This is a genomic window from Mesorhizobium sp. M0185 (assembly GCF_040322175.1).
Classification (GTDB): domain Bacteria; phylum Pseudomonadota; class Alphaproteobacteria; order Rhizobiales; family Rhizobiaceae; genus Mesorhizobium.
In genome coordinates this window covers 1-14,526 of record NZ_JAMYSY010000014.1, presented here as the reverse complement: position 1 = coordinate 14,526, position 14,526 = coordinate 1, and the positions used below count along the sequence as shown (strand labels likewise).

At 64.1% G+C, this 14,526-nt stretch carries 12 protein-coding genes; 4 read left to right on the top strand and 8 right to left on the bottom strand.

The window, feature by feature from the left end:
* Window positions 1-11: 11 nt before the first annotated feature.
* The 7 genes from NKJ20_RS13480 to NKJ20_RS13450 all read right to left on the bottom strand — a co-directional run bounded on the left by NKJ20_RS13480 (window position 12) and on the right by NKJ20_RS13450 (window position 9,605).
* A complete protein-coding gene (locus NKJ20_RS13480) occupies window positions 12-1,328 on the bottom strand; it encodes a lipopolysaccharide biosynthesis protein (protein WP_352744557.1) in 1,317 nt (438 codons plus the stop codon).
* Entirely contained in the window at window positions 1,319-2,596 is a 1,278-nt protein-coding gene (locus NKJ20_RS13475) for a glycosyltransferase family 4 protein (protein WP_352450583.1), read from the bottom strand. The genes NKJ20_RS13480 and NKJ20_RS13475 overlap by 10 nt, the downstream gene beginning before the upstream one ends.
* A 14-nt stretch (window positions 2,597-2,610) precedes the next feature.
* On the bottom strand, window positions 2,611-3,255 hold the full coding sequence (locus tag NKJ20_RS13470) for a hypothetical protein (protein ID WP_352450582.1): 645 nt from the start codon (window positions 3,253-3,255) through the stop codon (window positions 2,611-2,613).
* Window positions 3,256-3,355: 100 nt separating this feature from the next.
* A complete protein-coding gene (locus tag NKJ20_RS13465) occupies window positions 3,356-5,107 on the bottom strand; it encodes a putative glycosyltransferase family protein (RefSeq protein WP_352744554.1) in 1,752 nt (583 codons plus the stop codon).
* Between the two features lie 224 nt (window positions 5,108-5,331).
* Complete coding sequence (locus NKJ20_RS13460) at window positions 5,332-6,477, bottom strand: glycosyltransferase family 4 protein (protein WP_352450580.1); 1,146 nt, start codon at window positions 6,475-6,477, stop codon at window positions 5,332-5,334.
* Window positions 6,477-7,283 (bottom strand): glycosyltransferase family 2 protein, encoded by an 807-nt coding sequence (locus tag NKJ20_RS13455; protein WP_352450579.1) that lies wholly within the window; start codon window positions 7,281-7,283, stop codon window positions 6,477-6,479. The genes NKJ20_RS13460 and NKJ20_RS13455 overlap by 1 nt, the downstream gene beginning before the upstream one ends.
* Window positions 7,284-7,949: 666 nt before the next feature.
* A complete protein-coding gene (locus NKJ20_RS13450) occupies window positions 7,950-9,605 on the bottom strand; it encodes a glucosamine inositolphosphorylceramide transferase family protein (protein WP_352744549.1) in 1,656 nt (551 codons plus the stop codon).
* A gap of 399 nt (window positions 9,606-10,004) precedes the next feature.
* Here NKJ20_RS13450 and NKJ20_RS13445 point away from each other — a divergent pair, with 399 nt between their 5' ends.
* The 4 genes from NKJ20_RS13445 (at window position 10,005) to NKJ20_RS13430 (ending at window position 14,091) form a co-directional block, all read left to right on the top strand.
* The gene (locus NKJ20_RS13445) at window positions 10,005-10,235 is read left to right on the top strand and encodes a hypothetical protein (protein WP_352744548.1); all 231 of its coding nucleotides are present in this window, start codon (window positions 10,005-10,007) and stop codon (window positions 10,233-10,235) included.
* Window positions 10,236-10,427: 192 nt separating this feature from the next.
* Window positions 10,428-11,594, top strand: coding sequence for a glycosyltransferase family 2 protein (locus NKJ20_RS13440; protein ID WP_352744546.1), 1,167 nt, complete (start codon window positions 10,428-10,430; stop codon window positions 11,592-11,594).
* Entirely contained in the window at window positions 11,595-13,211 is a 1,617-nt protein-coding gene (locus NKJ20_RS13435) for a Rossmann-fold NAD(P)-binding domain-containing protein (RefSeq protein ID WP_352450575.1), read from the top strand.
* Window positions 13,212-13,218: 7 nt separating this feature from the next.
* Entirely contained in the window at window positions 13,219-14,091 is an 873-nt protein-coding gene (locus NKJ20_RS13430; protein WP_352744545.1) for an NAD-dependent epimerase/dehydratase family protein, read from the top strand.
* A gap of 168 nt (window positions 14,092-14,259) precedes the next feature.
* Here NKJ20_RS13430 and NKJ20_RS13425 read toward each other — a convergent pair.
* Window positions 14,260-14,526, bottom strand: a 267-nt coding sequence (locus NKJ20_RS13425; protein ID WP_352744544.1) for a transposase, incomplete at its 5' end; no start/stop codon positions are given.

The window sequence follows — 14,526 nt, the reverse complement described above, 5'->3', positions numbered from 1 at the left end:
GTCTCAGATGGTTACGCAACCGGCGGCCCTTCGTGCACAGGACCGCCGGCGGAATTCAGGTTCATCGCGAAGGCCAAAGTCAGGGCCGCGCACACGCCCTCGATGCTAACGGCGAGCGTCCAGCCCAGGACCAGGCCTTGAAGTCCGCCAAGCTTCGCCCCCGCGATCACGAGGCACAGCTCCAGCAACCCGCCCAGCGCGAACCAGCGAGATGCCTTGCGCATCCTGTCGCCCAGCCGCGCCAGCGTGCAGGCATGAAATTTGAGCGTTGATCCCAACAGGCTGAAGCCGAGGAAGCGCAGGCTCGAACCGGCGATCTCAGGATAGGCCGGATTGAAGACCGCAAGGATCTCCTGCGAATAGGTGAAGACGAAGACGGCGCAGACCAGCGAGAAGAGCAATGACGCCGTCAGCGACATAAGGATGTCGCGTCTCGATTGTTTCGGGCTTGTTCTGACCACGGGGAACAGGATCGTGGCCATGGCTGCGGGAATCAACGAGGCCAAGGAGACCAGCATCCACAACGGCATGAAGGCGGCATTGGTGGTCGGCGACAGGAGAACCAGCACAAGGTAGGGCATGATGGTGCCCGGGGCCTGCAAAGCTACATCGAGCGCGTAGTGGTCGAACACCTTGCGTCGGAGCGCATGGAGCAGCTGGAAATCGGGGGTCCCAAAGAGGCGACGCGCGCCGCCCCGGGTCAAGAGATCGACGCCGATACAGGCCGCCAGCAAGCCGGCCACCCAGGTCAGAAGAAGCGCGGCATTGGAGGCGTAGCCGGCGGCCGCGGCGAGCAGCATCAGCTTGAACGTGGAGAACAGCACTTGCCGGATCATCTTGCCGGTGCTGCGCAGGTTGCCCATGAACGCCGTATCGGCCACGATCCCGAGAACGGTCAGGCCGCAGCCGAGGACGAAGGTAGCGCCCACGAACAAGCCGTCGATCGGCCCGGTCGGGCTGTTGAGGTACGCCTCCCCGAAGACAAACAACAAGGCCAGGCCGACCGCCAGCGCCACCCCGACGCACGCTGCAGCGGCCACGAGGCCGCGCTCCTTGCCGGGATGCCGGACGATTTCACCCATCAGCAACGTCCCCAGCCCGGCGTCCCCCAGCAGGCCGATGAGCGCCATCACGGACAGGAGGGCGGAGACGTTGCCGATCACCTCAGGCGGAAACAGCCGGGCCGCGAGCCACCAATAGACAAACCCGAGACCGGCCGTTGCAGTCGTTCCGATCGCCAGAGCGCCGGAATTCATGACGAACGCGGCGCTCTTTCGAAGCTCCCGGCGCAGGCGAATAATGGCCGTCCCGGCGGGGTCTACCGGCATGACGGCTCTCCCGAACCTTGGTTTGCCGGCACCGCAGGCCTGCTGGCGGCTGGGCGCAGGACGTCCCGGTAGACCTGCTCGATCCGGGTCACGACCGCTCCGGCCTTGAGGCATCCAACCCTGGCGAGGCTTGTCGTCTCCAGGCGGGCCAGCAAGGCGCGGTCATCCAGAAGTGTCTGCATTGCGTGGGCGAGGGCGTGCGCGTCGCCGGGCGGCACGAGAAGCCCTGTTTCCCCATGATCGACGATATCCGGCATGCCGCCGACATCGGTTGCGATGACTGCCTTGCCGGAAGCCATGGCTTCCATGATGACCGTCGCGCAGGCTTCAGGTCCCACCGATGGTAGCACGCCGAACAGTGAGCGCCGCCATGCATGCATGATGGCGGAATGCGGCCACGTACCGAAGACGCGGACGTTCGGCGGAAACTCGGTTGGTGTATCGGCGGCCCGGCGCCCGATCAGGACCAGCTGCGGCGCCCGCTCTAGGCCGGCATAGGCTTGCAGGAGAACGTCAATGCCCTTGAGGCGCGCCATGTCGCCGACGAACAGGATGAATCCATGCCCAGGTAGCTCCCGCAGGCAGGGATCTTCCGGGCCAAGTACCTCGACATTGTCGGGCACGAAGTTGGGAATGACCTCGTAGGGGGCGCGGCCTTGGGTGAGGCCGGTGTGGCTGGCCACCGCGTGGCTCACCGCGATGAAGCGGTCCACAGCGCGCCGAGCGCCGAAGCTCGAAGCCCAGTTGCCCAAGGTGGTCGCGGCTGCCTTCACGGCTCCGTAATGCCCGGTGGCGCAAGGTAAGCACTTGGCCGGTGCTGGGCCACTGCAGAGATGGGTCCCCAAGTGCATGAAGTTCTTCTTGGCGCAGACAAGGCCGTAGTCGTGCAGAGTGACCACGAGGCGTGCCCCACTGAGAACTTTGACCGGCAGGAAGGACGCGTAGATCCAGTTGTGGGCGTGGACGATGTCCGGCCTCTCCTGAGCGACCAGCCGCTTCAGGGCTAGCACCAGTTCGGGATCCGGGAAAGGTGGTGCGTGGCGGCGCTCGGGATCGGTGTGGAGGCCTGACAGACGCTGGAGCGTGCCGCGCAAGCGGTGCACGCGAACCGCGCCGTCCAGCTCGGTTGCGGGCGATCCGGGATGCATCAAGGTCCCGACGCTGACATGATGGCCCCGCTCCACCAACGCCGCGCCGAGGTTGCGGACGTGCCGCTCCTCTCCCCCGATCACCGGAGGATAGAACTGCGATAGCAGCAGGATGCGCATGGTACAGCCTCGTTTTAGATCCGCGGCACAAGCGTCGAAACGCTGCGATAGAGCCGGTTGTCTTCCGGTCGATAAAGCCGCGCCTCGGCCGTCTGGCGAGTTGCCAAGACGGGCACCGGGATTTCCCGCGCCCAAGTGTCGCCCGGCGCGATGGTGAGCGATCGGAAAACGGCGAACGGCTGCCCATCGAGGGTGATTTCCAGGTCGAATCGCTGAGGTCGAGTCTCGGCGCTCCTGATGCCGACGGTGATCCGGCCGGACTCGCCACCGGCCGACGGCAACAACCAGAACGCGGTGTATTTGAATTCCCGGTAGGCCGCTTCGTCTCGGACGGCCAACGCATAGGCTCCGGTCGCTACAAGCAGCGCTAGCATGAGCGCAGCCCCCTGCCAGAGCCGGACCCGCGCCGGAGCCGGCCAGGCTGGCAGATCGGGAGTGTCGCGGCGGCCGGCGGCCACCAGTGCCGCGGCGGCCGTCACCGCCCAGAACCACACCGCCCAGCCGAGCGGCGTAAGGAAGCCTGCGGCGTTCAGGGCAAAGCCCCCGGCGATGCTGGCGGCCAGGCTTGCTCCGACCGCGTAGACGAAGTGTTCCAACGCGGAGGTTGTCCTGACGCCAATGGCCCGCAGCACCGTGTGGCCCGAGACGAGGAACACCATGGGCGCGCCCAGGGCAGTACGGAGGAGCAAGCTGTCGCTGACCGCAACGGCCGCCACCGCGGCCCCCGCCCACAGGCACGCGGCCAGAAGGTCCCACTTGCTACAAAATCTCATGCAATCCCCTCACGTCATAGATGACGATCCAGCCGTTGTCGTAGATGCGGGTGACGCCCTTGACGTCATTGAACTTGAGCAGCGCTGCGCCCGAGAGCGGCGCTCCCTGCCGCGCTTCCCACGGCTGGAAGTAAAAGCCGAGCACCGGCGGAGCCGTAGTCAGGCGCAGGTCAATCAGCAGGAAATCGATGTTGCTTCGCGCCAAGGCCCAAAACTCGTCGGGCCCCAATGTCTCGGCCTCGAAAATTCGCGCGGGATCGACGCCTTCGACGATGGTGACCCTAACGTCCTGCCGGCCGTAGCCCGCAAGCAGAAGGCGGTTGATGCGGTCGGTGGTGAAGCGGTTGCCAGCACCGAGCCATTCCTTGGCCCAGCGTGCCGTTTCGATCCCCATCGGCTCGATGGATTCGTGATCCGCGGCCACCCTGTAGCGCCCATGGATCGGATTAATCGAAGAGCTCGTGACGCCGCCCAGGACGATGATCACCAGAGCAACGGCCGGTGCGATGCGGCGCCACCCGCGTGGCGTGCGGCCCTGCCAGAAGTGGACGATGCTCACCGCGACGACCAGCCCGACGGCGATGAACACGAACGTTCCCATGCGGTTGCCGACTTCCCATCCGGCGACGGTCAGTCGGAAGGCCACCGAGACTGGGAGCCCGAAGGCCAGCAAGCTGAGGAGCACGAGGCGGCTATCGCGCCAGCGGCGTTTAAGAATGTCCTGGATCGGACGCCAACCGGACCGCGCACCACTCGGCGCTGCCATGGCCAGCGACCGAAAGAATCCCGTTGCCAGTCCGAGGGCCACCAGCAGGAGCGCCAGCAAGGTGGTCAGCCGCATGTAGAGCGCCTTGTCCGGCGCTCCGAGGTGCTCCGACCGCGGGGTGGGCGCGCCCAGGATGTTCCGGAGCAATGTGTCGAGACCGGACTCGATCACCGGGCCGAGATAGCCTGTGAGAGGGATGCCACGGGCCTGCACCCACAGGGACGGCAGGGCTATGGCGAGGATCGCCGCGAGGCCCACGGCAGTGCTGGTCTTGATCCGCAGGGGATCGTGCCGGCGCAACGTCTCGAGCGTCGCCAGCGCTCCGAAATAGATGGCGGCGAAGGCGGCAGAGAGGTGATGCGTGACCGCGAGGCTTGCCAACAGCAAGGCAATCAGCCCGAACGACTTCAGCCTCGGTCGCCCGACGAGATCCTTGGACGCTGCTTCGACCGCGAAGGTCAGCACGCATAGCACGATACCGAGGCTCTCGTAGGAGAACATCGAATCGAACAGGAAGAAGGTTGAGCAGCCCATATAGGCCAGACAGGCGATGGCCGAGATACGCGGCGACCCAGCGATGCTTTCGAGGAACAGAAACAGGGCACCGATGAACGTGCCCTTGAGGATGGCCAACAAGAGCGTCCCCGCCACAAACAAGGGCAGTCCCGTCAGATCGACGATCGCCGTCGTCAGGATTTCCAGGGCGGGATAGGTTGGCCCGATCGGGAAAAGCGGGTTGGACAGGAACAGCCGGCGGGCCGTGATGAGATCCTGGGCCGCGATCCAGTGCAAGACCTCGTCGTAACCGCTGAAGCTCGTCGGGGAATAGACGTTCTTGCAATAGAACAGGGCTTCGGCAAGCAGCAACAGGAGGAACAGGCGCTCACCCCGGGCTGTTGTCGGCCAGGCGATGCGAAGGCTGGTCGGAGCGACCAGGAGAACGACACCGGACCAGAAGAGCGGCGGCGCCACGTCATAGCCGCGGCGCCCGGCCGCGTGACCGGCCACGACCAGGAGTAGAGCCGCGGCGATCGTCAGGCATAGAACCGCAATCCATCCGGAATTGGCGCGTTGCGACGGGGCATCGGCGCTGCCGTCGCGAAGGTCGGGACCGACAACGGCCGAGACGAATCGTATCCCGGCCTGAAGCGGGTTGATCCTGGTTCCCGCGCTGAAATGAGCCGGCATCATCAGCATCATGCCCTCGTCGCAGGAGGCCACGATGTCACGCCGCCGGGGCCCAAGCGGAGCATGGATCGGCTGCCGAGAACATCATAATAAACGTGGTTCAGCGCATGCGCGCAGGCATCCCAGTCCGGCAGGGCCAAATCCGGGACCTCCCGATGCGCCTCCAGTTCCTGGGCCATGGCGGCGGCCAGCTCTCCAGGACCGGCGTTGGGCGGAATCGCCCGGCACAGGCCATTGGCGGCCAGCTCCCGCAGACCGGACGTGTCGCTGACGAGGACCGGACGGCGCAGCGACAGGGCTTCCATCACAGCGATCGGATGGGCTTCGTATTCGCTGAACAGCACGAATAGCGCGGCGCTCGCCAGCAGGTCTGCCATTTTCTGCCGCTCGGATCCGGGGATGCCCGCAATGGTGACCCGCTTCTCGAGGCCGAGCGTCGCGACGAGGCGCCGCAATTCTCCCTCGTACGGGCCTGTTCCAACGATGTGCAGTCGCACGTCCGGTACCCGGCGGATCAGTTCGGGCAAGGCCGCGATCGCCCGGTGATGGCCCTTGTAGCGCTCCAGCCTGCCGCCCGAGACGATCAGATGCGGATCGACCTTGATGCCGGGGCTCGGAGCCGGCATCGCAGCGCCGTTCGGGATGACGACAAACCGTTCGCGCGGCACGCGCATTCTGGCGCTGAAGAAGCTGGCCTCGAATTCGGAGACGCCGATCAGCCGCGCGGCGCGGGCCACCAGCGGTCGAAGCAGCGCGTGCTGTGTGCCGCGCACGGCATTGCGCAGCCGGGAGGAATGCCCGCCGCTGTGGAAGGTCAGGATGAACGGCAGGTCCCCGCGAAGGGTCGCGAGCAGCCCGATCGGCGCCACGAAGCTGTTGTAACCTTGGAAATGGATCAGATCCCATGCCCCGCGCCGGATCGCGGTATAAATGCCGGGCGCAACATAGAGGTCCAGCTCCCTCGGCCAGGCCGGCACGCGCTGCACGCGCATACCGCGCACCTCCTCCTCAGCCGGCAACTCCCCCGAGGGATCGGTAGTGAGCACGTCGACGGCGTGGCCACGCGCCACCAAGCGGGGACCGACTTCCTGGATGTGAGTTTCGATGCCACCTATGAGGGGGTAGCAGCGAGCGGCAACCATCAGGATTCGCATCAGGTCTGTCCACCGACAACACAGGCTGTCGCGCTCCGCCTGCGCTGTTGGTGCACCCTCTCGCGCAGGATGGTTTTCAGGACGCGCCAGCCGTCCGGCATGGCGCGCAGATGGCTCACGCCGCTGATGCGCGGAGCCTCGAAACTCGCCACCTCGACGATATTGAGGTGGTTCTTCAAGGCCCGCACGTTGATGAGGGTCTCGATCTCGAACCCATCGCAATCGCAGTCCAGCGTGGCGACGTGCTTGGTCCAGAAGGCTATGTATCCGTAGCATAGATCGGAGAACCAACCGCCATAGAGCAGCCGCACGAACAGGGTCAGCCCCTTATTGCCGAACATCCGGAACAGCGACATGTCGTCGGTGCCGGCGCCCTGGATAAAGCGTGAACCCTTAACGAGATCCGCGCCGGCCATCAGCGCACTGACAAAGACGATCGCCTCCTCCGGCACCATGGAGCCGTCAGCATCCAGCATGACGATGATTTCGCCTGTGGCGGCCAGGAATCCCGCTTGCAGTGCAGCGCCCTTGCCCCGCCGGGGCTCCATCACGACCTTCACGTCCTCTCGCAGGCGGCGCGCGACCGCGACCGTATCGTCAGTCGAACGACCATCTACGATAATGATCTCATGCGCCCAGTTGGGGATGCGCGGCAGAAGCCACGGGAGGTTCTCGGCTTCATTGAGCGTCGGGACGACGAAGCTGACTCGGGGCAGAGTCAGTGATCCCCGCAGCGCGACATTTAACGGGTCAGGCGGCGATGTGGCACCGACGGGGGCGAGAATGCCGGAGAGACGGGCGTTCATGGCAGCGCTTTGAGGTCGTACGATGGGACCCATCCGGGGAGCATATTGTGCTTCCATGACCCCATGAGCTCCCCGAAAATCCGGTGCTCCACATATCGCGCACGCAAATGCGCGGCCAGCGACAAGCCGCGGCGGCCAGCTCCAATGACCGCCACATCCACGGATGTGCTTGATCCAACCATATGCGGACTCCCGGCCATTATGAAATGAAGATGAAATGAAAGAGGATTGGCAAGCTTGTCGCCCCCTAATATTGGGTTGTGATGCGACGATTACTGATGCAGATCTGAAATGGAAGGACGATAGATGGTTATGAAAAGCAAATAGATGATTAGCTCTTTTGGGGTATCCCTACAGGTTATTTCCAGCCATACGACCAGCGCGGATAGTACGGCAGCGGCACCGATCACCTTCAGCAGCTGTGTTGGCAGCGTTGCCAAACCCGTTTTAGACCTCTGGGTCCACCTTCAACCCCAGCGAGGACATTCATCGACCCGCGGCTGGGACTAGCTCACAGCGACACTTTCTATTGAGCGAACCGTGCAGAAGGCAGCGAAGCTCGCCGGCGCGAAGAAATGAACGTCCAGCGCAACGCTGACCTGCCACTGGCCAGAAGCTGCGAAGTGCAGGTGGGCTCGCTCCTTCACTCGGCCGTGATTTCCGAGCTTATTTTGTGCCCGAGAAGGGTCGAGCGCGCCCGGCCCTTCGCAGGCGGGGCACCTTGCGCTCGACCGCCTGGCTACGGGTAACTAACCCGGGCAAAACCGGCCAAGAGAGCGACCGCCCACGCGGTCCCGAGACCCCGCGCGGTCCCGAGACCGGCGCGTTGGGTATCAGCACACGATACGAGGTCGTGACCTCTCGCAAACCCCGGATATGCCCGAACAGGTCGATCACCTCCAGGCCAGACCGGCGATTGTAGGTGTGACACCCCAACGCTCCGGACCAAATGCGACCGACCGGGGTCTGGGCAAACTCCGACGCGCCGAGCGCATCAATCTGGCAGAACGTCACCGCGCCGCCATAACCGCGCGCGCAGTCTTGGACCGGGCGTAGCGTGCGTCCGCCATGTCGGATGACGGCGCCTGCGGGACGGCTGAGCCTTGCATCGAGCAGGACGGGGTTGGCGGCATGGGGCGTCCAGGACCCAGTCAGGCTCTCGGCACGGTAGAGGCTGAGAAGATCCCAGGATGTGGACCTCCAAAGCCTTGGGCTGACGAAAAACCAAAAGCCGCCCTCATGGCAGAGCGGCGTGGTATCGTAGCCCTCAATGCCTTCCATGAGACAGGCCTCCCGCGTCCACCGGTAAGGGAATTCCACTGCCCTGTAGAGGCTGACATTCTTGGCCGCCCCCGATTCGGGGATCATCCAGATCTGCCCATCCTGCTCGAACACGAACGGGTACGAGAGGTGATGCGGTTCCTCTACGACGATCCGGGATGCGCCGGCTGTCCCGTCCCGGTTCACTGCCACGACCGCAATGCACCCCCGGTTCTTCGAGTAGAGGTACTGTTCGACAAAGATGAAATTCTGCCCCTGGTGCCGGAACGGGAACGGGTCGGCAAGGTAGCTGTCGGCATTTCCGGTGAGCACCCGGAAGGCTGCTTCGCCTTTGTCGAGCAGGCTCGCCGATTCATCGAAGCGCCAGCCAATCCCCCACATCCTGCCGCCCCTCGCCAGGACGTCCAAAAGCCCGATCGCCTTCGATGCAACCGTGCCGCTCGCCCTTGCAAGCGCCGAAAGCGCGCCAAACGAGGGCACTGCCGTCCGCGGACCGCGGATACCGGACGCAGTTGAACCGCTTTCCTCGCACAGGGCTTTGAGGATCAGCGGCACAGCGCAGGAAAGGGCGCTGTCGAGCCTCGCTGCCAATAATTCACGGTCTGCACTGGCCGGACGCGCCGTCCACGGCCGCAACGGGCGCGCCGTGTCATGCAGGTCGACGAGAAGATCCTGATGATTCACCCAGGCCGCCACAACTCCGATCTCGCCGGGTGCGCCGTTGAAGACCGGGGTGAGCACGCGCCGCCCCGCCGGGAGCGATTCTGCGCCGCTCAAATCGATCACCACATCCACTTGGTCGGCCGGAGGCGGCGGCAGGCACCGCAGCGCCGCCTGGACGGGGTCGATGGCGCCGTTCCCGCGAAAGCCACAGACCAGTTGTTCGAGTTCCAGCAGCAGACGGCAGATTATCGGCAGCGGGCAGCGACCGGCCGCCAAAGCGCAGAAGACTTCGTTGCCGGGCACTTCAGCGAGCGCTTCTGCCAGCCAGAGGTGCCACCGCAGCAGCCGGGACGAATCGAGACTCAGGCAAATGCGCATTGTTGTTCTCACGGCCGATTTCAAAAAGCCAGCTTACAGCTTCCACGAGAACCACCTCAGGCGATCCGCCTACCCTGGATTCCGCCGCAGGCACGCGAGCCAAGGGCGGCAGATAGAAAGCCGCAGCGCGAGGATGGTTTCCACCCACCATGGTTGCGGGGACTCGCCATGTCGGGAGCCGAACACTTGATTGGGAGATGCCTGAGCACGGGTCCATACTCGAGCGACTGGAAACGGCTAAGCACCACTATGCCCGAACGACGCCGTGGCTGTGTGAGGTCAGAGGAGGTAATCCTTAGGGGCCATTGCACCCTGTGGCCGGCGAGAGCCAAATGCCAGGATGATCATCGACTGGCAACGAGTGAAAATGGGCTGCGGAACGCCGGACTGCGGGTGCTGGTGTCCGCGTTGCTGTCCGTTCCGGCAGTCGCGAGCGCCGCGGACGATCCGTCGGCAACATCCCTCATCAAGACTTCCGGAACGAACTTTGCGTTGGACGGCAGGCCGTTCTTCGTGACCGGCGTAAACAACCACTATCTGACCTACCGGTTGCAGGCTGAGGTCACCCGCGTGCTCGACGACGCGGTGGCGATGGGCGCCAATGTGGTCCGCACCTTCTCCAGCCGGTGATCGGGTCGCTCGACGGAAGCAAGCCTACGATGGCGCAAACCTCGGCCCTGGTTGGTAACTTTTTATGCTGAAAACCGGCTTCCGGGTAGGCCGAATCCCGCGTGGAAGCCTGCGTTTCAAAAACCAAGACCATCGCACGTCTATCAAAGAGTTTGGACAGACATTGGCAGCTCAAGTCGGGAGAATTCCTAGATGCGTATTCTGATGCTTGCGCAATCCTATATGTCGATTGGCGTTGGCCAGCGGGGCCACGTCCGCAACCTAACTATCGGTCTCGCCCGCCGCGGTCATGACGTTGCCGTTGCCACAACCGGTCAGCCTGGATCCAAAACCGGGCAGCCCGAGGATGGCGTCAGCAGCGAATGCCGGCAGCCGCCCCCTACCATCTCAGTGATTATCTGTGCCTACTCCGAGGACAGATGGGAGCTGTTGCTTCAGTCGGTGGCCTCGGTTCAGGAGCAGACCTTGCAACCCCGCGAGATCATCGTATCTGTCGACCAGCCCCTGTTCCACCGTTGTGCCGCGCACTGGGCTGACTTCGCAGCATCCGCCCCTCCGATACGGGTGATCCAGAACAAGTATGACGGGCACCTGGGGGCGGCCCGAAACACGGCAGCCGAGACAGCCACTGGAGAGATCCTGGCGTTCCTGGACGACGATGCGGCGGCCGACAGGGACTGGCTCGAGATTCTCATCGAACCCTACCGGGATAAGCGCATCGGCGCCGTCGGCGGGCGCCCCATACCGGTTTTCGAGACGAGCCGCCCGGCCTGGTTTCCTGTGCAGTTCGACTGGGTGTTCGGATGCGCTTATGACGGCCTTCCGACCAGCCGAGGTCCTTTGGCTCACCTCATAGGAGCCAACATGTCGGTGCGGCGGACCCTCCTCGAGCAGGTGGGAGGGTTCCACTCCGACCGTCACGACGACATGGACATGTGTCACCGCGTGGCGCACCTCAGGGGCAGTGAGGCAGTCATCTACGAACCAGCGGCGACCGTTCGCCACTTCGTGCCCGCCTCACGGCCGACCTGGAGGTACTTCTGGCGCCGCTGCCTGTTCGTCAACAAGGGGAAGGTCGAGGCCTTTGCCCAGATGGGCGACGCGGCCACACTGGGTGCAGAGGCCCGCTTCGCCTGGTACGCGCTGACCAAGGGCCTACCGCGGGAGATTTTGCAGGCGGCCAAGGGTGACGCCCACGGGCTGGCCCGGTCCGCGGCGATAGTCGCTGGCGTGGGGCTGGCCGCGGTAGGCCACGTCGCCGGCCGGATCGAGCTGGTGCGGCGCTTGCGCCGGCGGCGCCAACAGGCAACCAAGCAGATACTGGACACAGCCGCGCAAGGCGATGGGCGCGGCAAGTAGATGCCGTCTTCGATAATCATTGGTTCGGGTCCGGCTGCAGCCGCCGCCGTGTTGGCGCTGTCCGATAAACCGGACGAGAAGGTAACCGTGTTCGATCCGGGCACCGTGCTTGACGCGGAGACGCAAGAGGTAATCTCCAGGATGTCCAAGCTGCGTGTCGACAACTGGGATGAGGAGGACGTCCGCGGGGTCAGCCTGCAACCCAAGCGGATCCGGTCCGATTCGCTGCCTGAAAAGAGAAGCTACGGATCCGATTTCCCGTTTGTCAACAAGGGCCAGCTCGACGGCGTCCACTCCGAGGGTAGAGTCAACTCAGCTGTCATATCAAGCGCCTACGGGGGGTTCAGCAACGTCTGGGGAGCCCAGATCATGCCCTTCAGCGCCGCCTCGTTCAAGGGATGGCCGTTCGACTTCTCGGATATGGAAGAGCACTATCGGACGATCCTGGGTCACATTCCTTTCGCTGGAGAGTCCGACGATCTCGAGGAGTGGTTCCCGCTCATCGGATCCCCGGACCCGCTTCCGCCGCTGGCGCCGCGGACGCAGATGGTCCTGGCCAACTACGACCGGCACCGCGATCGAGTGCGCTCCACGGGAATAACGATAGGCCGCGCCCGCCTCGCCTTCTCAGCGCCCGAATGCCAGCCCTGCGGGCTGTGCATGACTGGGTGCCCGCGGTCGCTAGTCTATTCGGCCTCGCACAGCTTCGATCGCTTCAGGCGCAGCGGGAGGATCGCCTACCACAGCGGGCTGCTCGCGGTGCGAGTTGACCAGGAGGGCGACACGGCCGTCGTGCAGGCCCGGGAGCTGTCCAGCGGCCGGATCCAGCGATTCACCGCCGACCGGGTCTTCGTGGGCTGCGGAGCAGTCGGGACCACCCGGCTGATCCTGGGCTCGCTCGGATCGGACCAGCCGGTATATCTTTCGGAATCGGCTCAATTCGTTCTTCCAATGATGTCCATGAAGCCGACCCCCGACCCACGTACAAGGCGCGAGTTCACACTCAACCAGTTCAACATGGTCATCGTCCGGGACGACGAAGGCTTCGATGTCTCACAGATTCACTTCTATCCGTTCAACCAGGCATACTACGATGCGCTTCCCGGCTTCCTCCAACACCGCGCCGCCGCCTTCGTGACGGATCGGCTCCTGAGCCGGTTGACGGTAGGCCTGGGCTACTTGCCGTCCTGGGCATCACCCAAGGTCCGGGTCACCGCCCAGGTGTCCGCAGCTCCTGATGAGCTACCCAAGATCACCCTCACTTCAGAGGGCTTCGGCGAGGCCAGGGTCAGGGGCAAAGACGTGCCTCCGATGCTGCCTGACGTAATAAAGCGGATCCGCAGGGCGGCACCTTACCTTGACTTGTGGCCAGTCACGCCGCGGATGCTGTGGTCGGGCGGGGCTAAGAGCTACCACTTTGGCGGCAGCTTTCCCCACGCCAGTGAGCCGGATACCGGGAGTGCGACGACAGACCGCCTCGGGCGGCTGGCGCGCTGGGACCGTATCCATCTCATCGACGGGTCGGTTTTCCCAAATGTTCCAGCTACTACCTTTACCCTGACTGTGATGGCCAATTCTCATCGCATCGCCTGCGAAGCGATGCAGCTGACGGGTTGAGCGTTCTATGCGTGTCGGTATCACCGGAGCCAACGGATATGTCGGGACCATTCTGCGTGCCGCCTTCGCCGAAGAAGGGCATGAGGTCATCGCGTTCGCCCGTTCGAACCGGGTGACCTCCGACTCTGCCGCCGCAATGGTTGGCGTCGCCGAGTGGCGCCCATACGAGATCAAGCGCCCGCCGTCGGGGGCCGCATTGAGCGACCTAGATGTGCTCATCCACGGTGCATGGGACCTGGCTCTCGTCAGCGCCGGCGATGTGTGGGGTGTCAATGTGTCCGGCTCGCAGCACCTCCTGCGTAATGCCGCCGACGCAGGGGTTCGCCGGGTCATTTTTATCTCCTCGATGTCCGCCTGTAAGGGAACCCGACAGTTGTACGGTCAGGCGAAGCTGGCCTGCGAGCGCACCGCCAGCAGTCTGGGAGGTGTCTCCACCCGCCTCGGACTGGTGTACGGCCCCGGTTGGGGCGGGATGGCAGGCGCGCTCCGCAAGCTCACCAACCTGCCAGTCACACCTCTCATCGGAGCGCGCTCCCATCAGTTCACCGTGCATGAGGCGGACATGGCAGCCGCCATGGTGCGTATTGCCGAGTCGGACATGCCCCTGCCGGAACCGGTAGGGCTGGCCAACCCCGAACCGGTACCGTTCCGACGGCTCATGAAAGAGATCGCCGCATCACAAGGCAGAACACTGCGCGCCGTCGCCGTGCCCTGGCAGCTTGTCAGTGGCGTCCTCAAGGCAGCTGAGGCCCTGCATGTCCCCCTACCCTTCCGATCCGACTCCATCCTTGGGCTCGTGCACCCGGCGGCAGAGGTTCCCGGTGTAGAGCGGCTCAAGCAACTCGGAATCGAGTTTCGGAGCTTCTCGCTGGAGCCCTAAACAGTATGGGAGATCCCACGGCCTTGCCGTGTGACACTAGCAGTTTGACGTTTCCGGGCGTCGACGACTTTCGCCTTCGTGAGCCTCCACGCTTGAGCCGCTTGAGAGGCTCAAGTCTGAAGGCCCCCGGCTTTGCCGGGTGGATGGCTACTCTAGAGCGGCGGACTTTCATGTGAGTCCATACCCTGCGGCTGCGAAGTAATTTCTGCATTCTGTTGGAGAGAAGAGATTGCAGATATCGCCAATGGCCTGCCACAGGGCGTCGATGGTTCTGATGGCCTTTGCGCGCAGGTGCGCCTTGAGCTTGGCGAATGCCATTTCGATGGGATTGAGATCTGGGCTGTAGGGCGGCAGGAAGAGCAGCCATGCGCCTCTGGCCCGGATCGCTGCCTCGGCGGCCGGGCTCTTGTGGGCAGCGAGATTGTCGAGGATGAC

Excerpts from the sequence above, each read along its gene's own strand:
- NKJ20_RS13430 (WP_352744545.1), top strand. The coding sequence starts at position 13,219 with ATGCGTGTCGGTATCACCGGAGCCAACGGATATGTCGGGACCATTCTG.
- NKJ20_RS13440 (WP_352744546.1), top strand. The coding sequence starts at position 10,428 with ATGCGTATTCTGATGCTTGCGCAATCCTATATGTCGATTGGCGTTGGC.
- NKJ20_RS13460 (WP_352450580.1), bottom strand. The coding sequence starts at position 6,477 with ATGCGAATCCTGATGGTTGCCGCTCGCTGCTACCCCCTCATAGGTGGC.
- NKJ20_RS13475 (WP_352450583.1), bottom strand. The coding sequence starts at position 2,596 with ATGCGCATCCTGCTGCTATCGCAGTTCTATCCTCCGGTGATCGGGGGA.
- NKJ20_RS13450 (WP_352744549.1), bottom strand. The coding sequence starts at position 9,605 with ATGCGCATTTGCCTGAGTCTCGATTCGTCCCGGCTGCTGCGGTGGCAC.
- NKJ20_RS13480 (WP_352744557.1), bottom strand. The coding sequence starts at position 1,328 with ATGCCGGTAGACCCCGCCGGGACGGCCATTATTCGCCTGCGCCGGGAG.
- NKJ20_RS13455 (WP_352450579.1), bottom strand. The coding sequence starts at position 7,283 with ATGAACGCCCGTCTCTCCGGCATTCTCGCCCCCGTCGGTGCCACATCG.
- NKJ20_RS13470 (WP_352450582.1), bottom strand. The coding sequence starts at position 3,255 with ATGGTGTTCCTCGTCTCGGGCCACACGGTGCTGCGGGCCATTGGCGTC.
- NKJ20_RS13435 (WP_352450575.1), top strand. The coding sequence starts at position 11,595 with ATGCCGTCTTCGATAATCATTGGTTCGGGTCCGGCTGCAGCCGCCGCC.